At 72.2% G+C, this 22,875-nt stretch carries 18 protein-coding genes; 9 read left to right on the plus strand and 9 right to left on the minus strand.

What is annotated here, in order from left to right; genetic code table 11:
• Positions 1-5 precede the first annotated feature (5 nt).
• Both MQP27_RS42220 and MQP27_RS42225 read left to right on the plus strand, forming a co-directional pair.
• The gene (locus MQP27_RS42220; RefSeq protein ID WP_242775567.1) at positions 6-236 is read left to right on the plus strand and encodes an SCO5555 family protein; all 231 of its coding nucleotides are present in this window, start codon (positions 6-8) and stop codon (positions 234-236) included.
• A 137-nt stretch (positions 237-373) separates the two neighbouring features.
• Positions 374-1,030, plus strand: a complete 657-nt coding sequence (locus MQP27_RS42225) for an HU family DNA-binding protein (RefSeq protein WP_242775569.1) — start codon at positions 374-376, stop codon at positions 1,028-1,030.
• Positions 1,031-1,114: 84 nt separating this feature from the next.
• Here MQP27_RS42225 and MQP27_RS42230 read toward each other — a convergent pair whose 3' ends face one another.
• Complete coding sequence (locus tag MQP27_RS42230; protein WP_242775571.1) at positions 1,115-1,318, minus strand: hypothetical protein; 204 nt, start codon at positions 1,316-1,318, stop codon at positions 1,115-1,117.
• A gap of 9 nt (positions 1,319-1,327) precedes the next feature.
• Positions 1,328-1,966 (minus strand): 2-phospho-L-lactate guanylyltransferase, encoded by a 639-nt coding sequence (gene cofC / locus MQP27_RS42235; protein ID WP_242775573.1) that lies wholly within the window; start codon positions 1,964-1,966, stop codon positions 1,328-1,330.
• A gap of 169 nt (positions 1,967-2,135) precedes the next feature.
• Here cofC and MQP27_RS42240 point away from each other — a divergent pair, with 169 nt between their 5' ends.
• The 3 genes from MQP27_RS42240 (at position 2,136) to MQP27_RS42250 (ending at position 5,155) form a co-directional block, all read left to right on the plus strand.
• Positions 2,136-2,921 (plus strand): lysophospholipid acyltransferase family protein, encoded by a 786-nt coding sequence (locus tag MQP27_RS42240; protein ID WP_242775575.1) that lies wholly within the window; start codon positions 2,136-2,138, stop codon positions 2,919-2,921.
• Positions 2,918-3,928 carry an NAD(P)H-dependent glycerol-3-phosphate dehydrogenase gene (locus MQP27_RS42245; protein WP_242775576.1) on the plus strand — a complete coding sequence of 337 codons (1,011 nt, stop codon included), beginning with the start codon at positions 2,918-2,920 and terminating at the stop codon, positions 3,926-3,928. The genes MQP27_RS42240 and MQP27_RS42245 overlap by 4 nt, the downstream gene beginning before the upstream one ends.
• Before the next feature lie 69 nt (positions 3,929-3,997).
• Positions 3,998-5,155, plus strand: coding sequence for a D-alanine--D-alanine ligase family protein (locus tag MQP27_RS42250; RefSeq protein WP_242775577.1), 1,158 nt, complete (start codon positions 3,998-4,000; stop codon positions 5,153-5,155).
• 1 nt (position 5,156) lies between these two features.
• Here MQP27_RS42250 and MQP27_RS42255 read toward each other — a convergent pair whose 3' ends face one another.
• The gene (locus tag MQP27_RS42255; RefSeq protein ID WP_242775578.1) at positions 5,157-5,639 is read right to left on the minus strand and encodes a DUF3515 domain-containing protein; all 483 of its coding nucleotides are present in this window, start codon (positions 5,637-5,639) and stop codon (positions 5,157-5,159) included.
• A 20-nt stretch (positions 5,640-5,659) separates the two neighbouring features.
• Complete coding sequence (locus tag MQP27_RS42260; protein WP_003997603.1) at positions 5,660-5,893, minus strand: Lrp/AsnC family transcriptional regulator; 234 nt, start codon at positions 5,891-5,893, stop codon at positions 5,660-5,662.
• 197 nt (positions 5,894-6,090) lie between these two features.
• On the opposite strand from MQP27_RS42260, the gene MQP27_RS42265 reads away from it, so the two are divergent.
• Both MQP27_RS42265 and thiD read left to right on the plus strand, forming a co-directional pair.
• A complete protein-coding gene (locus MQP27_RS42265) occupies positions 6,091-7,056 on the plus strand; it encodes a thiamine-phosphate kinase (RefSeq protein WP_242775579.1) in 966 nt (321 codons plus the stop codon).
• Positions 7,053-7,853, plus strand: coding sequence for a bifunctional hydroxymethylpyrimidine kinase/phosphomethylpyrimidine kinase (gene thiD / locus MQP27_RS42270; RefSeq protein ID WP_242775580.1), 801 nt, complete (start codon positions 7,053-7,055; stop codon positions 7,851-7,853). Before MQP27_RS42265 ends, thiD begins: the two co-directional genes overlap by 4 nt.
• On the opposite strand, the gene MQP27_RS42275 is transcribed toward thiD, so the two are convergent.
• The 3 genes from MQP27_RS42275 to rpmB form a co-directional block, all read right to left on the minus strand.
• Complete coding sequence (locus MQP27_RS42275; RefSeq protein WP_242775581.1) at positions 7,828-9,081, minus strand: FAD-dependent monooxygenase; 1,254 nt, start codon at positions 9,079-9,081, stop codon at positions 7,828-7,830. The genes thiD and MQP27_RS42275 overlap by 26 nt on opposite strands.
• Before the next feature lie 34 nt (positions 9,082-9,115).
• Positions 9,116-12,205: an AfsR/SARP family transcriptional regulator gene (locus MQP27_RS42280; protein WP_242775583.1), complete on the minus strand. Its 3,090-nt coding sequence runs from the start codon at positions 12,203-12,205 to the stop codon at positions 9,116-9,118.
• A gap of 96 nt (positions 12,206-12,301) precedes the next feature.
• Positions 12,302-12,487 carry a 50S ribosomal protein L28 gene (rpmB, locus tag MQP27_RS42285; RefSeq protein WP_003993230.1) on the minus strand — a complete coding sequence of 62 codons (186 nt, stop codon included), beginning with the start codon at positions 12,485-12,487 and terminating at the stop codon, positions 12,302-12,304.
• A 201-nt stretch (positions 12,488-12,688) separates the two neighbouring features.
• On the opposite strand from rpmB, the gene MQP27_RS42290 reads away from it, so the two are divergent.
• Positions 12,689-14,542 (plus strand): DAK2 domain-containing protein, encoded by a 1,854-nt coding sequence (locus MQP27_RS42290; protein ID WP_242775585.1) that lies wholly within the window; start codon positions 12,689-12,691, stop codon positions 14,540-14,542.
• A gap of 53 nt (positions 14,543-14,595) precedes the next feature.
• Here MQP27_RS42290 and MQP27_RS42295 read toward each other — a convergent pair whose 3' ends face one another.
• Both MQP27_RS42295 and MQP27_RS42300 read right to left on the minus strand, forming a co-directional pair.
• Complete coding sequence (locus MQP27_RS42295) at positions 14,596-17,589, minus strand: tetratricopeptide repeat protein (protein ID WP_242775587.1); 2,994 nt, start codon at positions 17,587-17,589, stop codon at positions 14,596-14,598.
• Positions 17,589-19,451, minus strand: coding sequence for an HSP90 family protein (locus MQP27_RS42300; RefSeq protein ID WP_242775589.1), 1,863 nt, complete (start codon positions 19,449-19,451; stop codon positions 17,589-17,591). The genes MQP27_RS42295 and MQP27_RS42300 overlap by 1 nt, the downstream gene beginning before the upstream one ends.
• A gap of 168 nt (positions 19,452-19,619) precedes the next feature.
• On the opposite strand from MQP27_RS42300, the gene MQP27_RS42305 reads away from it, so the two are divergent.
• Positions 19,620-22,847 carry a helicase-related protein gene (locus MQP27_RS42305; protein WP_242775590.1) on the plus strand — a complete coding sequence of 1,076 codons (3,228 nt, stop codon included), beginning with the start codon at positions 19,620-19,622 and terminating at the stop codon, positions 22,845-22,847.
• The last annotated feature ends 28 nt before the right edge of the window (positions 22,848-22,875 follow it).

Raw genomic sequence — 22,875 nt, forward strand, 5'->3', positions numbered from 1 at the left:
TGTGCATGGAACACGACGGCCAACTCGAGCTCTATGCGGCAGTCGCGGTCCAACTCAAGGAAGCGCACACAAGGGTGCGCGCACTGCAAGTCCCGGAGGGCGTACGGATGGCGCTGACCCGGAAGCTGCTGGTCATTACGGCCGCGGCCAAGCACGATCTCGCCGACGCGGCAAGGCGACTGGAGGCGTTCACCGCGGACCTCGACGAGGGTCGAATCCCCGAAGAGGACTGCTGAACGCAGCCGAGACAGCCGAGTTCGTTGCGGCGCATGGGTGATAAGCCCGTTTCGTGTTTGATTTGCGGTATATATCTGCCTAACGTGCGAAAAAGCTTGAACACTTTCGTTCTGGCAATGTCTCCGAAGGGGAAGACGTGAACAAGGCGCAGCTCGTAGAAGCGATTGCCGACAAGGTCGGTGGCCGTCAGCAGGCCGCCGAGGCCGTCGACGCGGTCCTGGACGCCATCGTCCGCGCGACCGTCGCGGGGGACCGGGTCTCGGTCACCGGCTTCGGTTCGTTCGAGAAGGTCGACCGTCCGGCCCGCTACGCCCGCAACCCCCAGACGGGCGAGCGGGTTCGGGTCAAGAAGACCTCCGTGCCGCGCTTCCGCGCGGGCCAGGGGTTCAAGGACCTGGTGAGCGGCTCGAAGAAGCTGCCGCGCGGTGGCGAGGTGGCCGTAAAGAAGGCGCCCAAGGGCAGCCTGTCCGGCGGGGCGACGGCGACGGTGAAGAAGGCCGCCGCGAAGAAGGCCGCCCCGGCGAAGAAGGCGACGGCCGCGGCGAAGAAGACCACCGCGAAGAAGACGACGGCCAAGAAGACCACGGCCACCGCCAAGAAGACGACCGCGAAGAAGACCACGGCCAAGAAGGCCACCGGCGCCGCCAAGACCACCGCGGCGAAGAAGACCACGGCCAAGAAGGCGACGGCCAAGAAGGCCCCGGCGAAGAAGGCGACCGCCAAGAAGGCGCCCGCCAAGAAGTCGACGGCTCGCACCACCACCGCCAAGAAGGCCACCGCCCGCAAGAGGTAAGGGCACAGGGGTACTCACGCGCCGGGCCGGACTCCGCATCGGAGTCCGGCCCGCGGCGTGTTCGGGACTGGGTTCAGCCCGGGTTCAGAACGTCTGCAGCGTCACGAGGGTGACCCGGACGACCGTGCCCTCGGTCTCCGTCTCGATACGGACCCGCTGACCGGGCCGGAGCAGCCGCAGCCCACCCGCGTCGAACGCCGCCGCGTCGAACGACACGGGCGTGCCGTCGTCCAGCAACACCTGCCCGCTGCGGGTCTCGGGGTCGTACGTGTACGCGGTCGCCTGCATGCCGGCAGCCTACTGCCCGGGGATCAGCAACTGCGCGGCCACCGCGGCCGTCCGGGCGCCCACGCCGAGGGCGAGGGCCGTGCGCAGGTCGTCGCCGGTGTCCACGTCCTGGCGTACGGAATCCACCGCGGCCAGGCGGAGTTCCACCGCTCCCGACGCGCGATGGCGGGCCCGGGAATCGGGGCCGAATGCCGGGAGCAATTCCAGGCCCGGGGCCGCGGTCAGCAGCGTGGTGCCGATGGCCGCCGCATCCGCGAGAAAAGCGCGCGGGAATTCCGCGGCCGCGTCCAGGACCCGGGACAATTCCAGGGGGCGCAGAGCCGGGAGATCCGCGTTCAGGGCGGCCACGGCGCATTCCGGGCGCTCGGCGCGCACGACGGCCGCCCCGTGCGCCAGCGCCGCGTTCAGGCCGCCGGAGGGCTCGTCGGCGACGATCCGGGCGCCCAGCGCGGCCAGCTCACGGCCCGCGCGGGCGTCGTCCGTGACGACCGCCACATCCTTGACCGCCGGGCAGGCCAGCGCCGCCGCCACGGTGTCCTGCGCGAACGCGAGGGCGAGGCCCGGGCGCACCCCGTCGTGCGCGGTGTCCGAGAGCCTGCTCTTGGCCCGCGCCAGGGGTTTCACGGGTATGACCAACGTCCACTGCACGAGCGTTCCGTCCCTCTCTTGTCGCGGCCATTGTCACTCAGCCGTCACCTCGGCCATCTGGCGGTCGCGCCATCGGGGCGTACCGTGTTCTCGACAGACCGGCGGCCTGGGGCGACACTTGTGCGGCCCCATGGGCCGATGTCCTCGACGCCTAGAGAAAGGTGCGCGCGTGCCCCGCCGCAGAGTCGGATTCTGGTACCGCTTCGCCGCGGTGCTCTGCAAACCGCCGCTGGTGGTTCTGATCAAGCGGGACTGGCGCGGAATGGAGCACATTCCGGCCGAGGGCGGATTTATCACCGCGGTGAACCACAATTCCCACGTGGACCCCTTCGCGTACGCGCACTATCAGTACAACACCGGACGGGTTCCGCGATTCCTCGCGAAGAGCGGGCTTTTCAAGAAGGGATTCGTCGGCGCCGCGATGCGCGGCACCGGACAGATCCCCGTCTACCGCGAGTCCACCGACGCGCTCAGCGCCTTCCGGGCCGCCGTGGACGCCGTACAGCGCGGCGAGTGCGTGGTGTTCTACCCGGAGGGAACGATCACCCGCGACCCGGACGGCTGGCCCATGACCGCCAAGACCGGTGCCGCGCGCGTCGCCCTGCAGACCAAGTGCCCGGTGATCCCCATCGCCCAGTGGGGCGCCAACGAACTCCTGCCGCCGTACAGCAAGAAGGCGTACATCCTGCCGCGCAAGACCCACCACGTCCTGGCCGGCCCGCCGGTGGACCTCTCGCGCTTCTACGACAAGGAGATGTCCGCGGACGTCCTCAAGGAGGCGACCGAGGTCATCATGGCCGCCGTCACCCGCCAGCTGGAGGACATCCGCGGCGAGAAGGCGCCCGAGACGCCCTACGACCCGCGCCGCGAGCGGATCGAGCAGCGCCGCAGGACCGAGGCCCAGACGCAGGAGAAGGAACAGCGGGAACACCAGGAAGAGGGGCAGGGTACGTGAGCAAGCCCGTCAAGGCGGCGGTGTTCAGCGCCGGTTCGTGGGGTACGGCGTTCGGGATGGTGCTGGCCGACGCGGGGTGCGAGGTCACCCTGTGGGCGCGGCGCGCGGAGGTGGCCGAGGCGATCAACTCCGGCCGTACGAACCCCGACTACCTGCCCGGCGTCGAACTCCCGGCGAACCTGCGGGCCACCACCGACCCCGCCGAGGCAGCCGCGGGCGCCGACTTCACGATCCTGTCGGTGCCGTCCCAGACCATGCGCGCGAACCTCGCCGAGTGGACGCCGCTGCTCGCGCCCGACACCATCCTCGTCTCCCTCATGAAGGGCGTCGAACTCGGCTCCGCCATGCGGATGAGCGAGGTGATCGAGGACGTCGCCAAGGTCGGCGCCGACCGCATCGCCGTCGTCACCGGACCCAACCTCGCGCGGGAGATCGCCGCCCGGATGCCGGCCGCCGCGGTGGTCGCGTGCACCGACGAGGCGGTGGCCCAGCGGCTCCAGGCGGCCTGCCACACGCCGTACTTCAGGCCGTACACCAACACCGACGTGGTCGGCTGCGAGCTCGGCGGCGCGGTGAAGAACGTGATCGGGCTCGCCGTCGGCATCGCGGACGGCATGGGGCTCGGCGACAACGCGAAGGGCTCGCTGATCACGCGCGGCCTCGCGGAGACCACCCGGCTCGGCATCGCGCTCGGCGCCGACCCGCTGACCTTCTCCGGACTCGCGGGCCTCGGCGACCTGGTGGCGACCTGCTCCTCGCCGCTGTCCCGCAACCACACCTTCGGCACCAACCTCGGCAAGGGCATGACCCTCCAGGAGACCATCGCGGTCACCAAGCAGACCGCCGAGGGCGTCAAGTCCTGTGAGTCCGTCGCGGACTTGGCCCGCCGGCACGGCGTGGAGATGCCGATCACCGAGACGGTCGTGGACATCGTGCACGAGGGCAAGCCTCCGGTGGTCGCCCTCAAGGAGCTGATGTCGCGCAGCGCGAAGCCCGAACGACGCTGAGCGACGCCGTTCTCCCCGGCGGGGCGGTCGCTGTCTCAGCGCACTACCAACGGGTACTCTCATCGCGATATGAGCACCGAGAACCTTCCCCAGAGCCCTGAGCAGCCCGCCCGCAAGCCGCGCGTGGCCGTCGTGTTCGGCGGCCGCAGCTCCGAACACGGGATCTCCGTGGTCACCGCCGGCGCCGTGCTGCGTGCCATCGACCGGACGAAGTACGACGTCCTGCCGATCGGCATCACCCGGGAAGGCCGCTGGATGCTCACGGCCGACGAGCCCGACCGCATGGCGATCGCCGACCGCCGCACCCCCGAGGTCGACGACCTCGCGGAGTCCAGCGAGGGCGGCGTGGTGCTCCCCGTCGACCCGGCGAGCCGCGAAGTCGTCTACAGCGAACCGGGATCGGTGCCCAAGGCGCTCGGCGAGATCGACGTCGTCTTCCCGGTGCTGCACGGCCCGTACGGCGAGGACGGCACCCTCCAGGGCCTGCTGGAGCTCTCCGGTGTCCCGTACGTGGGTTCGGGCGTGCTCGCCTCGGCCGTCGGCCAGGACAAGGAGTACATGAAGCGGGTGTTCACCTCCTTCGGGCTCAAGGTCGGCCCGTATGTGGTGATCCGGCCGCGCGAGTGGGAGCTGGACGAGTCCGCCGCCCGCAAGAAGATCGTCGACCTGGCCGGCGACCACGGCTGGCCGCTGTTCGTGAAGCCGGCGCGCGCGGGTTCCTCGATCGGCATCACCAAGGTCGACGACCTCTCCGGGCTCGACGAGGCGATCGCCGAGGCGCAGCGGCACGACCCGAAGATCCTGGTCGAGGCGGCGCTCCGGGGCCGCGAGATCGAGTGCGGGGTGCTGGAGTTCGCGGACGGGCCGCGGGCGAGCGTGCCCTCGGAGATCCCGCCGGCCCAGGCGCACGCCTACTACGACTTCGAGGCCAAGTACATCGACTCGACGCCGGGCATCGTGCCGGCGCCGCTCACGCCGGAGCAGACCGCCGAGGTGCGGCGCCTCGCGGTGGACGCCTTCGAGGCCGCGTCCTGCGAGGGCCTGGTCCGCGCGGACTTCTTCCTCACCGAGGACGACGAGTTCGTCATCAACGAGATCAACACCATGCCGGGCATGACACCGATCTCGATGTACCCGCAGATGTGGGCGGCGAGCGGAATCAGCTACCCGGAGCTGGTGGACCGGCTCATCCAGGCGGCGCTGCGCCGCTCCACCGGACTTCGCTGACCTAGTCGGCGATCCCTTCGGGGATCGCCTTCTTTATCGCCGGGGCCAGATCCACCAACGGCGCCATGCCGTCCCCCGTGCGGTCCTTCGGGATGGTCACCTCGACGTACGCCCTGCGCAGGGTCGTCGTGAAGCGGAACGACCCGTCGCTCTGCTTCTCCAGCAGCCAGCCCACGCCGTTGACCTCGACGCCGTCGGCCTCCGGGTCGCTCATCTTCGCGGGCCGCTCGACACCGCAGCGCAGTATGATCGCCGGGTTCCCCCAGCCCGCGGTCAGCGCGGACGCGGGCTCGGGATCCCGGCGGCCTTGACCGTCGACCTTGGCCGGCACCACCTTGTCCAGGTTCCGGCACAGCTCGGCGACCTTCGTACCCGGCGAGGGAACCGCGGCCCGGGCACTGTCGTCTGCTGATGAGCAGCCCGCGACCGTGATCAGCAGGGCGAGCACGGGCAGGCCGATGAGCCGGTGACGGAAGAAGTTCACCGGCCAAGGGTAGACGGGGGCTACAGATGCACGACCGGGCAGGTCAGTGTGCGGGTGATGCCGTCCACTTGCTGGACCTTCGCGACCACCATGCGGCCGAGGTCGTCCACGGTGTCGGCCTGTGCCCGCACGATCACGTCATAGGGTCCTGTCACGTCCTCGGCCTGGATCACCCCAGGAATCTTGCTGATCGTCTCGGCGACGGTCGACGCTTTGCCGACCTCCGTCTGGATCAGGATGTACGCCTGTACCACGGAACCTCCAGGGCGGCCACGAGGATCATGTGGGGAAAAGGAACGCCACGGTATCGCGTCGCCGCTCGCCGCGGGGAGACCCGGGGCCCCCGCGCCGGGGTGCCGGGACGACACGGGTTGACGGATGTCTCGACCGTATCGAGGACACTGGTGACGCGCGACCGGGCACGGCAAGGGACAGAAGGGGAGCAAGGGCAATGAAGGGCACTGTTGGTGAGCTCGGGGAGTTCGGGCTCATCAGGGAGCTCACCTCCCGTCTCACCACCACCTCGGCGGTCCGGGTCGGCCCCGGCGACGACGCCGCGGTGGTCGCCGCGCCCGACCGAAGGGTCGTGGCGTCCACCGACATCCTCCTGGAGGGCCGGCACTTCCGCCGCGACTGGTCCACGGCCTACGACGTGGGCCGCAAGGCCGCCGCCCAGAACCTCGCGGACATCGCCGCCATGGGCGCCGTACCGACCGCCCTGCTGCTCGGCCTGGTCGTCCCCGCCGAACTCCCGGTGACCTGGCCCAGCGAGCTGATGGACGGGCTGCGCGACGAGTGCCAGGTGGCGGGCGCGTCGGTGGTGGGCGGCGATGTCGTACGAGGCGACACGATCATGGTGTCGATCACCGCGCTCGGCGATCTGCGCAACCAGGAGCCGATCACCCGGGCCGGCGCCCAGCCCGGCGACCTCGTCGCGGTGACCGGCTGGCTGGGCTGGTCCGCGGCCGGGTACGCGGTGCTCTCCCGCGGCTTCCGCTCGCCGCGCGCCTTCGTGGAGGCGCACCGGCGCCCCGAGCCGCCGTACCACGCGGGACCGGCGGCGGCCGGGCTCGGTGCCACGGCCATGTGCGACGTCAGCGACGGGCTGATCGCCGACCTCGGGCACATCGCCGAGGCCAGCAAGGTCCGCATCGACATCCGCTCCGGCGCGATCGACATCCCGTCCCAGATGAACGACATCGGGCAGGCCGTCGGCGTCGACCCGATGCAGTGGGTGCTGACCGGGGGAGAGGACCACGCGATCGTGGCGACCTTCCCGCCGGACGTGAAGCTGCCGGCCCGCTGGAAGGTGATCGGCGAGGTGCTCAACCCGTCGGCGCTGCCCCAGGTGACGGTGGACGGGGCGCCGTGGACGAGCAAGGGCGGCTGGGACCACTTCGGGGACATCGAGTCGTGAAGCCCCGCGTTCTGACGGTGGCCGGCTCCGACTCCGGTGGAGGGGCCGGAATCCAGGCCGACTTGAAGACCATGCTCGCGCTCGGCGTGCACGGCATGAGCGTGATCACGGCGGTCACGGCCCAGAACTCCCTTGGTGTGCAGGGGGCTTGGCCGCTGCCGGTCGAGGCGGTGCGGGCGCAGTACCGGAGTGTCGTCGACGACATCGGCGTACAGGCCGTCAAGACGGGGATGCTGGCGTCCGCCGAACTCGTCGACGCGGTCGCCGAGTTGATCGCCGGTACGGACGCTCCGGCGGTCGTCGACCCGGTGGGCGTCTCCAAGCACGGGGACTCCCTGCTGGCCGCGGAGGCGCTTGACTCCGTGCGCCGGCGCCTGCTCCCGGTCGCCACCGTCGCCACGCCGAACCTCGACGAGGTGGCCCAACTCACCGGAGTACAGGTCGAGTCGGAGGAGCAGCTGCGGGAGGCCGCGGCGGCCGTGCTGGCGTACGGGCCGACGTGGGTCCTCGTCAAGGGCGGTCATCTGCCCGGTGACGCGGTCGACTTGCTCACCGACGGCAGTCAGGAGCACTGGTTCCGTGCTCCCCGTCTCGACAACCGGCACACGCACGGCACGGGCTGCACCCTCGCGTCCGCGATCGCGTCGCAGCTCGCGAGGGGGCGGTCCGTGCCGGAGGCGGTGGCGGCGGCCAAGGAGTACGTCACCGGGGCGATCGCCGCCGGGTTCGCGCTCGGCGGGGGGATCGGGCCCGTGGACCACGGCTGGGCCCTTACGCGGGGTACTCGGGGAGCTTGATGGCGGTCGCCGCCTTCACGGTGATCTTCTTGAAGAAGGCGGCCAGCGGGCGGGAGGCCAGCAGCCGGTACATGCGGTCCCGGCTGCGGATGCGCCGCTCGGTGGGCGGCGCGAAGAACGGGCCCGCGTTGCCCGAGGTCTTCTGGCAGCCCTTGGCGAAGTCGGTGATCCGGGCCTCGTAGGCGGCGAACGCCGTACGGTGGTCCCCGCCCGCGAGCGCCAGCTCACCGGCGAGGACGTACGAGCCGACGACCGCCACGCCCGTCCCCATGCCGCCCATGGTCGCCCCGTAGCCCGCGTCCCCGAGGAGCGCCACGCGCCCCTTGGTGAGCCGGTCGACGTGGATCTGGGCGATCGCGTCGAAGTAGAGGTCGTCGGTCTCCTCGAGGGCCTTGAGGGCGGCCGGGACCTCCCAGCCCATACCGGCGAACCGCTCCATGAGGATCCGTTTCTGCGCCGTGAGGTCCCTGCGGTCGTACGAGAGCTGCTCGGACCGGAAGCACAGCAGGGCGTGCGAGCGCTCCGGATCGCCGTCGTAGTTGGCGATGACGATGGCGCGGCCGGGTTCGCTGTAGACGCGGCCCGTGCGGTCCAGGCCCAGGTGGTTGGGGACCTCGAAGCCGGCCACGTAGTGGTCGAAGAAGCGCAGGTAACGCGACTCGTCGCCGAAGGCGAGCCGACGGGTGTGGGAGTGCAGTCCGTCCGCGCCGACGACCAGGTCGAAGCGGCGCGCGGGGCCCTTCTCGAAGGTGACGTCGACGCCGTCGCCCGTGTCGGTGAGCGTGGCGATCGAGTCGCCGAACACGTACTCGACGCGGTCGCGGGTGCGCTCGTACATGATCCGCGCGAGCTCGCCCCGGAAGATCTCGACGTCGCCGCTCATCATCTCCGAGGGCAGGTCCACCTTCGGGGAGCCGTCCGCGTCGACGACCGTCTGACGGCCCATGTGCGTCTGGCGGGCGTGGATGTCGTCCCAGATACCCATGTCGGTGAGGACCCTGCGGTGGACATGGCCGCGGAAGTCGACCGCGAAGCCGCCGCCGCGCAGCTCCGGCGCCTTCTCGACGACGGTGACGCGGGCGCCGTAGCGGAGCAGGTTGAGGGCGAGGGCCGGGCCGGCGACGCTGGCGCCGGAGATGAGGACGTTCAGGTGGGCGAGGCTCCGCGCGTTCGTCGTGCCCTGCGTGTTCGTGCTCTGCGTGTTGTTCGTGCTGGGTGTCTTCGTCATGGGTCGAGCTTCGGCGGCGGCGCTGACCGTCCTCCTACCGTTCGCTGACCGCCGCTGACCGCAGGCTCCGGCCCTGCTCGAAGGCCTCCTCGTAGGCCGCGGGCGACAGTTTCGCGCGTACGTCCCGCTCCACTCGTACGACATCGGGGTCGCCCTCGACCCGGCCGCCCCGCAGGCCCGCCCCGGCGCCGAGCAGCACGGCGGCCCGCTCCGGGGACTCGGCGACCGCGGCCAACGCCTCCGCGGTGTCGGCGAGTTCGAGGACGCCGGGACCCTCGGTGGCGAGCTCGGCGGCCTGCCGGAACCAGTCGCGGGCCTCCTCGGTGCGGCCCTCGGCGGCGGCCGTACGGCCGAGCCCGATGAGGCCCCGGACGGTCTCGCCGACGCTGAACCAGTTGGCGGCGCACTCCTGGAGGGCGTTCTCGTAGTGCACGCGCGCGCGTGCCGTGTCCCCGGCCAGCCGGGCCGTGTCGCCGAGGCCGCGCCGGGCGCCCGCCGCCTTGTCGGGGAGCCCGGCGCCACGCGCGAGCGTCAGCGCCTCCTCGAAGTGGGCCTCGGCGCCGGCCCCGTCGCCCAGGTGCAGCAGCACGGTGCCCCGGGTGCGCAGCACGTCGGCGGTCTCCTCCGGCGCGGCCAGCTCCCGTACGTGCGCCAGCCCTTCGTCGAGCAGCTCCAGGGCGCGCTCGGACTCACCGCGCGCGTGGGCGAACATGCCGAGCGGGTCGAGGCAGTTGGCCATGCCCCAGCGGTCCCCGGTGGCCCGGTATCCCGCGAGCGCCCGGGTGAAGCACTCCTCGGACTCCCGCGGCCGGCCCGCGAACTGCGCCCGGAAGCCGAGGCCCACGTCGAGCAGGGCGTTCGCCCAGGGCGAGCCGCCCGCCAAGGCGCGGGCGTGCGCGTCGACGGCGGGCCGGGGACCGGCCGCGACCGCCCACAGCACGAGGATGTACGGCAGCCGCAACGGCCCCTGACACGCGTTCAGGATCGCGTCCACGCGCGCGATGAGTTCCGGCTCCTCGCCCGCGCCGGAGAGCGCGTTGATCGCGCACAGGACGTACTCCTCCTCCAGGCCCGGCGGTGGCGCGTCCCCCACGGCGGTCAGCAACTCCCGTGCTGTCGCCACCCGTTCGCCGTACACGCCGCGCAGCCGCCAGAACCAGGAGAGCGGTCCCATGAGGCGCAGGGCCCCGCCGGTGTCGTGGCGCGCGAGGTGACGGAGCGCGGCGTCCAGATTGCCGTGCTCGGCGGTGAGCCGGGCGAGCCAGGGCAGTTGTTCCGCGCCGCGCAGCCGGGGCTCGGCCTCCTCGGCGAGCCTCAGGAAGTAGGCGGCGTGCGCGTCCTTGAGGTCCGGTGGGTCCTCCGCGGCGAACGCCCGGATCGTCTCCAGCATCCGGTAGCGCCCCTCGGGCACGTCGGCGGACGCCACGAACTCCACGAAGGACTTCTCGACCAGCGAGGCGAGCACGTCCTCCGGATACGGCAGCCCGCACACCGCCTCGATCGCCTCCAGCGTCGCGCCCCCGGAGAACACCGTCAGCCGCCGCGCCAGTTCCCGCTCCTCCTCGTCCAGCAGCTCCCAGCTCCACTCCACGACGGCGCGCAGGGTGCGGTGCCGGGGTGCCTTGGAGCGGTCGCCCCGGGACAGCAGCCGGAACCGGTCGTCGAGGCGGTCGGCGAGCTCGTCCGGGGTGAGGGTCCGCAGCCGGGCCGCGGCGAGCTCGATGGCGAGGGGGAGCCCGTCGAGGGCGGCACAGATGTCGCCCACGCGCGCGTGGCCGTCGAAACCGGGGCGCACGGCCCGGGCCCGGTCCAGGAACAGCGCGGTCGCCGGCTCCGGCCGCAGCGGCGGCACCGGGACCAGGACCTCACCGGTGACGCCGAGCGACTCCCGGCTGGTGGCGAGGACGCGCACGCCGGGGCAGGCGGCGAGCGTCATGGAGGCGACCCTCGCGGCGTCCTCGACGAGATGCTCACAGTTGTCGAGAACCAGCAGAACCTCACGGTCCTCCAGCGCGGCCAACAGCCTCCCGAGACCGTCGCTCGCCGGAGTGCGGAAGCCTTCGCGGACACCGAGGGCGCTCAGGACGGCGTGGGTGATGTGGCGCCCGTCGGTGAGCGGGGCGAGTTCCACGAAGCAGACGTCGGGGGTGGGGTGGGGAGCGACCGGGTGGGGGTCTCTCACCGGCGTCGCGGAACGTGCCCGGGTGTTTGTGCCCGTCCTGGGCGAGCGGGTCGTGAGGGCGGTTGCCGCCTCGATGGCCAGGCGGGTCTTGCCTGCCCCGCCGGGGCCCGTGAGGGTGACCAGGCGGGCGTCGGTCAGGAGGGTGGCGATGCGGGTGAGTTCGGGCTCGCGGCCGACGAAGCGGGTGAGCTGGACGGGGAGGCGGGGGCGTTCGGGCCCGGTGCCCTGGAGGAGTTCCAGGTGCAGGGCGGACAGTTCGGGTGACGGGTCGGCGCCCAGCTCGTCAGCGAGGGTGCGCCGGGCCTCCTCGTACACGGTGAGCGCCTCCGCCGGCCGGCCCGCCGCGTGCAGCGCCCGCATCAGCTGCCCGTACAGCCGCTCGCTCAGCGGATGCGCGGTCAGCAGCGCCCGCAGCTCCGGTACGAGGTCGGGACCGCCGCCGAGCGCCAGCTCCGCCTCCACGCGGTTCTGCACGGCGGCCAGCCTCAGCTCCTCGAACCGGGCGGCCTCGGCATGGGCGTCCGGGAGGTCGGGCAGGGCGGGGCCGCGCCAGAGGGCGAGTGCCTCGCGGAGCCGGTCCACGGCCAGCGCGTGATCACCGGCGTCGAGCGCTTCCCGGCCCTGCGCGGCCAGGCGCTCGAAACGGTGGGCGTCGACGCTCTCGGCGGAGGCGGTGAGACGGTAGCCCGCCGAGCCCGCCTCGATGTCCGTGTGCGGGGCCAGACGGCGGCGCAGACGGGAGATCTGGGACTGGAGGGCGTTGGCGGCCCCGGAGGGCGGCTCGGCGCCGTACAGGCCGTCTGTGAGGCGCTGCGTGGAGACCGCGTGACCGACGTCCAGGAGCAGGAGGGTGAGCAGGGCGCGGGGGCGGGGGCCGCCGGGGTCGACGGGGGTGCCGTCGTCGGTGCGTACCTCCAGGGGGCCCAGGATGCCGAAGCGCATGCGTACAGCTTGTCAGGTACAGCAAAAAGCCGGCCCACCTTCCGGTGGACCGGCTCGATGCAGCGAACCAGCAGTGGCCGCGCGCTTAACTGTGCGTCAGCGCGAGACCTTGCCGGCCTTGATGCACGAGGTGCAAGCGTTCACGCGCTTCGGCGTCCCGCCGACCACGGTACGGACGCGCTGGATGTTGGGGTTCCAGCGACGGGACGTACGGCGGTGCGAGTGCGAGATGTTGTTGCCGAAGCCCGGGCCCTTGCCGCAGACGTCGCAGTTGGCAGCCACGGGTCACTCCAAAAGCTTCAGATGCACTTACGGTTAATCCCGGCATGCCGGGATCGAGATCTGAGATCTGAGTGGCGCTGCCAGGGGAACGGCCCGATCGGATCGGGCAACCGGAGCAGCATACAACGACTGCGCCAGTAGAACGAAACTACCATGGCTGCTCTACGCTGCGTGCAGTCCAGCAGCTCAGGGAGGCCGTAGGTGGCGCAGGTGCCGCAGACATTCTTCGATGCTCTCGCGGTGCGCACCTGGTGCGGCCTCGCGCTGGAGGCGCTCGGGCGCGCGCGCGAGGAGATCGACGCGATCAACGTCTATCCCGTGGCGGACGGGGACACCGGCACCAACCTGTATCTGACCGTGGAGTCCGCGGTCGCCGCCGTGGAGGCCGTCTTCGCAGGTCACGCGGTCGGCCTCGCGGAGGCTGGGAAGCCCGCGCTCACCGATGCCGTGCGCGCGATGGCGCACGGCGCGCTGATAGGCGCCCAGGGCAACTCCGGGACCATCCTCGCCCAGCTGCTGCGCGGCATGGCCCAGGTCCTCGCCGCCGACGGTGAGACGCCTCACACCGACGGCCCCGGCCTGCGCCTCGCCCTGCGGCACGCCGCCGACTCCGCCCGCGAGGCCGTCGCGCACCCCGTCGAGGGCACGGTCCTGTCGGTCGCCTCGGCCGCCGCCGACGCGGCCGACGGGACGGAGGGCGACTGCGGGGCGGTCGCCCGCGCCGCCTACGAGGGAGCGCGCACCGCCCTGGCCGCGACCCCCGGGCAGCTGCCGGTCCTGGGGCGGGCCGGGGTGGTCGACGCCGGCGGGCGAGGGCTCGTGGCGGTGCTCGGGGCGCTGGTGGAGACGTTCACGGGCGAGGTGCCGGGGGCGGTCGCGGTTTCGGCGGGGCACGCGCGCGTGAGGCGCGGCGGTACGGAACCGTGGGCCGCGCACGGAGACTCGGGGGGCGGCGAAGCCGGCGAATCCCGTTCTCAGGCACATTCGCAGGCATACGGCGCCGATCCGCTCCATGCACTCGGCGCCGACGCGCTCCAAGCACCCGGCGCCGACGCGCTCCACACGCGCGTGGACGGCGATACGGCCGTCACCCCCGACGCCCTCGCCGACGACTGCGCCCCGGGGGAGGGCGGCCCCGCCTTCGAGGTGATCTACCTGCTGGAGGCCGAGGACGCGGCAGTGTCCCGCCTGCGCAGCCGGCTCGACGCCCTCGGTGACTCCCTGGTCGTGGTCGGCGGCGACGGGCTGTGGAACGTCCATGTGCACGTCGACGACGCCGGCGCCGCCGTGGAGGCGGGCGTCGAGGCCGGGCGGCCGTACCGGATCCGGATCACCCACTTCGGCGCCGGTGACGTGCACACCACCGGTGCCGAACGGCCGCCCCGGGAGCGTGTCCAGCGGGCCGTGGTGGCCGTCGTGCCCGGCGAGGGCCTGGCCGGGCTGTACACCGAGGCCGGCGCGACCACCGTGCTCGCGCGCCCCGGGGAGCCGCCCGCGAGCGGCGAGCTCCTCGACGCCGTACGGCGGGCCCACGCGCGCGAGGTCGTGCTGCTGCCCAACGACGCCGACCTGCGCCACACCGCCGCCGCGGCGGCCGAGCAGGCCCGCGCCGAGGGCATCCGCGTGGCGCTGATCCCGACCCGGTCCGCCGTCCAGGGCATCGCGGCGCTCGCCGTGCACGAGCCGGAGCGCCGCTTCGACGAGGACGTCGTGTCGATGACCAGCGCGGCCGGCGCGACCCGTTACGCCGAGGTCGCCGTCGCCGAGCGCCAGTCCTGGACCATGGCCGGCATCTGCCAGGCCGGTGACGTCCTGGGTCTCGTCGACGGCGATGTGGCCGTGATCGGCACCGACGTCACCACCACGGCCGAGTCCGTCCTGGACCGCATGCTCCAGGCCGGCGGCGAACTCGTCACCCTGGTCATCGGCGACGAGGCCCCCGAGTCCGTCGCCGCGCACCTGGAGGCACGCGTGCGTGAGTCGTACCTCGCCGTCGACACGGTGGTGTACCGGGGCGGCCGGCAGGGCGCCCTGCTGCTGATCGGCGTCGAATAACCGGCCCGAGCCGGCCGTCGAACAACCGGCTCAAGGCCGCCTACGGGCCTCCGCTACCCCGCCCCCTGCTCCTCCACGACCTGGAGCATCTGCTCCGCCTCCGAGCGCCGTTCCTGGGCCGTCTCGTCCGCCTCGTCGGCGCCGTCGTAGGCCGCCAGCACCGCACGTGCGCGTGCCGCCGCACGAGCGGGGCGGCTGAGGTCGGCCTCCAGCCAGCCCGCGGCGAGTTCGGCGCCGGTACGGCTGTGCAGGGCGTCGTCCCCGAGGGAGGCGAACACCGCGACGGCCTCGCCGACTTGGGCCAGGGCCTCCTCCAGGGCGGCCCGTATCGAGTCGTCGTCGGCGTCCTCGGCGGCCGAGCGGGCCAGCAGGTCGCCGAACTGGCGGTGGGTGTGCCCGAGTTCGGCGACGAGCCGCTCGCGCGCCTCCTCGTCGTCCACGCCGTCGCCCAGCACCGACTCGCACTCCCGGACCGCGGCCGCCATCAACTCCCGCGCCTGGTCCGCCCCGTCGTCCGCGCGCAGCGCCAGCCACGCGCGTGCGCGCAGGGAACGCACCAGGCCGTGCACATTGCCGAGCGATCGCCACAGCTCGCCCGCGCGCGCGTACGCCCGGTCCGCCTCGGCGGGCAGCCCCGCGGCCCCGAGGGACTCCGCGGCGAGGTGGGCAAGTGTCGCGTGGTCGTGCTGCTCGGGCCAGTGCCGGGCGGTCTCGGCCGCCTGCAGCCGCCGTTCGGCCGCCTCCCGGTGCTCGCCGAGCTCGCTCAGACAGTCGCCCAGCCACCACTGCGTCTGTACGACCGCGCCGTCGCCGTGCGTCTCGGCGCTCAGGTCGGGCAGCGCCGACTCCAGCACCTCGGCGGCCTCGGCCCAGCGCCCCTGGCGCAGCAGGAACCCGCCCAGCTGATGCCGGGCCCAGGCGCCCAGCGTGCGGCCCTCGCCCGCCTCGTCGGCCCAGTGCGCGGCCTCCAGGGCGTGCTCCGAGGCCTCCACGGACAGCCCGCGGCCACCGAGCACCTCGGCAAGCTGGAGGTGCAGCTGGGCCCGCCCGACGGCCTCCAGATGGGCTCCGCCGTGCTCCAGGGCCGCCCGCAGCGCCCGCTCCGTCTCCGCGATGTCGCCGAGGTGGTGCGCGAGACCGGCCAGCCGCGCCTCGTACTCCACGGCGAACCACGGCAGCCCGGCCGCCACGAACCCGGCCGAGGCCCGCCCGAACAGCTCGACGGCCCCCTCCAGGTCACCGCGTTGCAGCGCCAGTTCGGCGAGCATGGCCCGCCCCTCGGCCTCCCGCGCGGCGATCCGCACGTCGGCCCCGGCGTACCCACCGACCAACGCGAGCAACTCCCGCACGGCGGCCTCGGCCTCGACCAGAACCGTCTCACCGGACGGCCGGTCGGCCGCGCCCGCCTCGTCCGTCACACCGTTGACCTGCCCGGCGTCCTCCGCGGCCTCGCTCGCCTCGTGCACCCGCCGCATCAGGATCCGCGCCCGGCCCATCAGCACCGACGCCGTCTGCCGCACCTCCGTCGCGTCGTCGGCGTAGAGCGCGAGGATCTCGTCGTACGGTTCGGCGACCGCGGCGAGGGCCTCGTCCACCCGGCCCGTCAGGGCGCGTACGTACGCCGCACGCGTGCGTGCCGCCAGCGCCTCCCCGGGGTCGCCCGCCTCGGCGTACAGCTCGGCGGCCCGCTCGAAGAGCTCGGCGCCCTCGGGGCCCCGGTCCATCGCCTCGTGGTCGACGATCTCCGCGCGGTCGCGGACGTCCAGTTCGACGCCCTCCGCGGCCCGGGAGACGGCCGCCCACGCCTCCACGGCGTTCGGCTGCAAGGTGTCGGACAGCCGCCGCGCCTCGGCCAGCAGCGCCGGCAGATCCGGCTCCACCGCGGTCACGGCGACCGGTGCCACCGGGGCGGCCGGGGCCGCGACCGGGCGCACCGCCGCGCGCACCCCGAGCGGCAGCCGGTCCACCAGCGGGCGCTGCGCCATACGCGCGCGTGCCCGCTCACTGACGTACGCCGTGCCGTTGCGCTCGTCGAAACGCGCCGCCAGCGCGAGCGCCTCCGCACGCGCGTGTGCGGCGAGTTCGCGCGCGGTCCACTTGCGGCCGGCCGGCCCCGGCACCTCACGGTCGCCCAGCCCGACCTCGTCCAGGCGCTCCATGAGCAGCGCCACCACGCTCAGGAAATCCAGCCGGCTGCGCGGATGCCCGGTGTCCGTGAAGTACGCCGGCCGCTCCGCGAGCAGCTCCAGACCGCGCGCCTCGTTGCCGGTCAGCGCGCAGAACTCGACGTGATCCGCGTACGCGCCCCGCATGCTCTCCATGGGCCGCACGAGCCGGAAGCCGCGCAGATGGTTCGCGCGCGCCTCGTCCGTGCGGCCCAGCCGCAGCAGCGGCACCAGGGACGACGCCAGCACCGTGTGCGGCTCGTGCGCGCACGTGAACTCGCCCTCCAGGACCGGCCGCCACAGCAGCAGCGCCTCCGCGTCCCGCCCCTGCTCCGCCTGCCACCAGCCCTGCCCGTGCAGCTCGCACGCGTGGCAGTCGGCCATGTCGTCCCGGTCCGCGGCCAGCCACGCGGCATACGCGCGCTGCGCGCGCGTGACGTCCCCGACATGCGCGGCCACGCTGAACTCCGCGCTGCGCACGGCCCGTTCGGAGTGCCCGGCGAGCCGGTAGCGGTGCTCCATCTCGCCGAGCCACTTCTCGATCGAGGCGAGCGGCACGTGCGGCTGGTCGAGCATGCCGGACGACATCCACTTGAAGACCCAGTGCAGCGAGTGCACCTCGTACTCGTCGAAGTCCTCGGGCCGCTCGTCCCACATGCGCAGCAGACGCGCGAAGGGGACGAACATCTTGTCCTTCTCGGAGCTGTAGTTGTAGACCTTCAGCTGGTGCCCGAGCGCCTCCACGACGGCGAGCGGAATGCCCAGCTTCTCGGCCTCGGCGAGCAGCTCCTCCGCGCGCGCGTTGCGCGCCGGGCCCTCCGGCCGCTCGGAGTTCTCCGCCATCGCCCGGCGCAGGGCGTCGAAGTCCGTGATCTCGCTCATCAGTGACCGCCCCCCGCGGAGTTGCCCGGCGTGTCGGATTCGCCGTGGGTCGCCCATTCCAGCAGACCGATGAACGCCCGGTTCAACAGCGCGGTGTCCGCCGGCCGCAGCGGGCGCTGCGCCATCAGCAGCGCCTGCCCATAGAGGGACTCCGTGGCGGTGCCGATCAGTTCCGCGTCACCCAGCGAACTGATCCTGCGGACCAGCGGGTTGAGGTGGTTGAGCACCAGACGCGCGCGCGGGGCGCTGCCACGCAGCGAACCCAGGATGCCCGCCCACAGGTCGTCGGCCTGCTCCTCGGCCTCGGCGCGGGCCTGTTCGTGGCGGGTCCGGCGGTCGTCGAGGTGCAGGGCCGGCACCGAGATGGGGTGGAAGGAGCGCAGTACTATGTCACATTGCACTGCGTCCAGCCGGGCCCGAGCCGCCGCCAGGAACCCCGACAACGCCAGCTCCTCCGCCGGATCCACCGCGTCCAGATGCGCGGTCACCGTGTCCGAGTCCAGCTCCGCGACCACCGTCCCCGGCCGCACCGACGGCAGCGCCTCGACCAGTTCGCTGTCGTACGTGTAGCCGCCGTTGATCACCCCGACGCCCTGCGCGGACGCGATCGGCGCGACCTGCCGGTACTCCTCGACGGTCCGCGTGAAGTGCACCACCGGGTGCCGCTGCGCGAACTCCTCCAGCGACAGCCGCCCGTCGGTCGTCTCGAAGGGCAGCCACGGCAGCATCGTCCGCAGCATCTCCGTGTCGTGCCGGGCAAGGGACTTCACGCCCAGGTGGTGCACGGACAGGAAGGCGGCGAGCCGTTCCGGATCCCCCGCCGCGAGCCCCGTCAGCCAGGACCGAATCCTTTCGCCGAGCGCGTCCCGTACGGCGGCCAGCGTCTCGTCCTCGTACAGCGCCTCGCGAGAGGCCGTGGGCCGCAGACTGTCCGTGTCCAGCACGCAGCGCACGAAGAACGCCCAGTCCGGCAGCAGCTGTTCGGCCCGCTCGGTCAGCAGCATGCCCTTGAGGTGCACACGATGCGTGGCCCGCTGGGCGGGGCTGACCGCCGAGGGCAGCACATACGCGACCCCGCGGATCCCGGCCAGCGGAACGCTCAGCTCGATCGTGTCCAGCGGCGTGAAGCCGAACAGGTCGTGACAGTGCCGGGCCAGCGCCACGCGCCGGTTGGCGGGGGAGGGGTACGCCCGGTCCCACGGAGCCGGCAGGTCGGTGACCGCCTCCTCGCCGACCCGCACGTCGTACGGCAGCAGCGACCCGAAGTCCCGCGCCAGCGCGAGCACCCGCTCGGGCGTCAGCCACTCGCCGGCCCCCGCCCGCGCCACCAGATGCACGGTCGTACCGGGTTCGGGCCGGGCCTCCGCGGGCAGCGTCCGCACGGTGTAGGAGCCGTCGTCGCTCGCCGTCCACTCCACGGGCGCCGCGTCCGGCGTACGAGCACTGCGGCTGACGACCCGGATCCGCTCGGCCACCACGAAACAGGCCAGCAGCCCGATGCCGAACTGCCCGAGGAACTCGGACCGGGCCGCTTCGAGCCCCTCGGCCCGCTTGGAGCTGCGCCCGATCGTGGCCAACAGGTTGTGCACGTCCGCCTCGGTGAGCCCCACGCCGGTGTCCTCGACACGCAGGGCACCGCCCTCCGCGTACAAGCGCACCCGCGCCGGGGCGTCGGGCTGCTCGGCGCGCCGGGCGGTGATGGCGTCCACGGCGTTCTGCAGGAGCTCCCGCAGATACACCTTGGGGCTGGAGTAGAGGTGGTGCGAGAGCAGGTCCACCAGGCCGCGCAGGTCGACCTGGAAGGTGTGAGGCGGCTGGGGTGACTGGGACGGCTGGGGTGACTTCGAGGTCTGGGAGTCCATCGTCGCAGCGCCGGTGGGGGGGACTTCGTGTCGGCGCGGGGTCGGGCGGTCCCGGATGGGGCGGTGACCGCGGGGGATGGCCGGAGCGCGTCATCCTAGAGCCCGAACCAGCCGTCTGACCAGGGGTTTCTGGGTACGTATACGGCAATGTCAGTGGCGTGGTGTGCAATGGATCTCGTGCCCGCACTGCAAGAACCGCTGCAACAGCCGCTGAAGTCGGTGCTCGGACCAGCCACCGCGAAGGTGATGGCCGAGCACCTCGCCCTGCACACCGTCGGCGACCTCCTGCACCACTACCCGCGCAGATACGAGGAGCGCGGGCAGCTCACCCACCTCGCCGACCTCCCCATGGACGAGCACGTCACGGTGGTCGCCATGGTCGCCGACGCCCGCCTGCACACCTTCGCCTCCGCCAAGGCGCCCCGTGGCAAGGGCCAGCGCCTGGAGGTCACGATCACGGACGGCAGCGGCCGCCTCCAACTGGTCTTCTTCGGCAACGGCGTCCACAAGCCCCACAAGGAACTGCTGCCGGGCACACGCGCGATGTTCGCGGGCAAGGTCTCCGCCTTCAACCGCCGCCTGCAACTGGCCCATCCGGCCTACGAGTTGCTCCGGGGCGACACGGACGAGACCGTCGAGACCTGGGCCGGCGCCCTGATCCCCATCTACCCCGCCACCGCCAAGCTGGAGTCCTGGAAGATCGGCAAGGCGATCCAGACGGTCCTGCCGACCGCCCAGGAGGCCATCGACCCCCTCCCCGAGGCACTGAGGTCGGGCCGTGGCCTGGTCACCCTCCCCGAGGCCCTCCTCAAGATCCACCGGCCGCACACCAAGGCCGACATCGAGGACGCCCGCTCCCGCCTCAAGTGGGACGAGGCCTTCGTCCTCCAGGTGGCCCTGGCCCGCCGCCGCCACGCGGACGCCCAACTCCCCGCGGTGGCCCGCAAACCCAAGCCGGACGGCCTCCTCGCAGCCTTCGACGACCGCCTCCCCTTCACCCTCACGGAGGGCCAGCAGAAGGTCTCGAAGGAGATCTTCGACGACCTGGCGACGGAGCATCCGATGCACCGGCTGTTGCAGGGGGAAGTGGGATCGGGCAAGGCCCAGCCTCTCGACTCGCTTGTCCTCACGCCTGCCGGTTTCCGCCGCATGGGGGACATGAGAGTGGGTGACGAGATCGTTGTGCCCGACGGGGAGATCGCGCTGATCGACGGCGTCTTTCCGCAGGGCGAGCGCGATGTCTGGCGCCTGGTTCTCTCGGACGGCAGCTCCGTCGAGTGCGATGACGAACATCTGTGGATCGTCGGCACGAGTTGCGGCTGGCACCGTGGCCAGACCCCCAAGGTCATGACGACGCGCGAGATTCGGCTGGACACCTTCAAGGCCAACGGATCGTCGAAGTGGTACCTCCCGGCCGCCACCCCCGTCGATCTCGGAGACGACTGTGGGCTGCCTCTCGATCCGTACCTGTTCGGCCTTCTCCTGGGAGACGGCTCCTTCCGGCACAACCTGCGGCTGTCCACGGTCGATGCCGAGATCCGTGATGCGGTGGAGGCCGCCGTGGCACCGGACTGCCGACTGGTGCCGGTGAGCGGTTCCCGCTGCGACTACACGATCCAGTTGACCCACCGCGCGGGCGGCGTGCGCAATCCGGTGATCCAGGCCGTACGGGACCTGGGCCTCTGGGGAGTGTCGTCGCATGGCAAGTTCGTACCCGACGAGTTCAAGAACACGTCGATCAAAAACCGTCTCGCCGTGTTGCAAGGGCTCATGGACACGGACGGGACTGTCGACAAGGCGGGCCTGAGCATCTCGTTCTGCTCCGCTTCACGGAGGCTGGCGGAAGACGTCGCGTGGCTGGTCCGTTCCTTGGGCGGAAGGGCGCGAGTGCTGCCGAAGCGGGCCGCGTTCAACGTCTTCGTCTCTCTGCCCGACGAATACCCCCCGTTCAGGCTGGGGCGCAAGGCCGAACGGGTAGGTCCCCGCCCGAAGTACAACACGTTTCGACGGGGTGTCCGGGCGGTCGAGCATGTGGGACGGAAGCCCGTCCAGTGCATCAGTGTCGCGCACCCCAGCCACGCCTACGTCACCGACAACTTCACAGTGACCCACAACACCATGGTCGCCCTCCGCGCCATGCTCGCCACCGTCGACGCGGGCGGCCAGGCCGCCATGCTCGCGCCCACCGAGGTCCTCGCCCAGCAGCACCACCGCTCGATCGTGGAGATGATGGGCGAGCTGGCCGAGGGCGGGATGCTGGGCGGCGCCGAGCACGCCACCAAGGTGGTGCTGCTGACCGGGTCCATGGGGGCTGCCGCGCGCAAACAGGCCCTGCTCGACCTGGTCACCGGCGAGGCCGGCATCGTCATCGGCACCCACGCCCTGATCGAGGACAAGGTCCAGTTCCACGACCTCGGCCTGGTCGTCGTCGACGAGCAGCACCGCTTCGGCGTCGAGCAGCGCGACGCCCTGCGCGGCAAGGGCAAACAGCCCCCGCACCTCCTGGTCATGACGGCCACGCCCATCCCGCGCACCGTCGCCATGACGGTCTTCGGCGACCTGGAGACCTCGGTCCTCGACCAGCTCCCGGCGGGCCGCTCCCCGATCGCCAGCCATGTCGTCCCGGCCGCCGACAAGCCCCACTTCCTGGCCCGCGCCTGGCAGCGGGTGCGCGAGGAGGTGGAGAACGGCCATCAGGGGTACGTCGTCTGCCCCCGCATCGGCGACGACGAGGACGACCCCAAGAAGGCCCGCAAGTCCGCCGAGGACGAGGCCGAGAAGCGCCCGCCGCTGGCCGTCCTGGAGGTCGCCGAGCAGCTCACCAAGGGCCCGCTGAGCGGCCTCAGGGTCGAGGTGCTGCACGGCCGTATGCACCCCGACGACAAGGACGCGGTCATGCGCCGCTTCGCCGCGGGCGACACCGACGTCCTGGTCGCCACGACGGTCATCGAGGTCGGTGTCAACGTCCCCAACGCCACCGCCATGGTGATCATGGACGCCGACCGCTTCGGCGTCTCCCAGCTCCACCAGCTCCGCGGCCGGGTGGGCCGAGGCTCGGCGGCGGGCCTGTGCCTCCTGGTCACGGAGATGCCGGAGGCGAGCGCGGCCCGCCAACGCCTCAACGCCGTGGCCTCGACACTGGACGGCTTCGAGCTCTCCCGCATCGACCTGGAGCAGCGCCGCGAGGGCGACGTCCTGGGCCAGGCCCAGTCGGGGGCACGGACCAGCCTCCGGGTCCTGGCAGTCATCGAGGACGAGGACGTCATCGCGGAGGCGAGGGAGGAAGCAATGGCCGTGGTGGAGGCGGACCCGGACCTGACGAGCCTGCCCGGCCTGCGAACGGCCCTGGACGCCCTCTTGGACGAGGAGAGGGAGCAGTACTTGGAAAAGGGCTAGAAGGGAGCCGACCTGCTTTCAGGGGCGC

The organism is Streptomyces cylindrosporus (assembly GCF_022698165.1).
Classification (GTDB): domain Bacteria; phylum Actinomycetota; class Actinomycetes; order Streptomycetales; family Streptomycetaceae; genus Streptomyces; species Streptomyces cylindrosporus.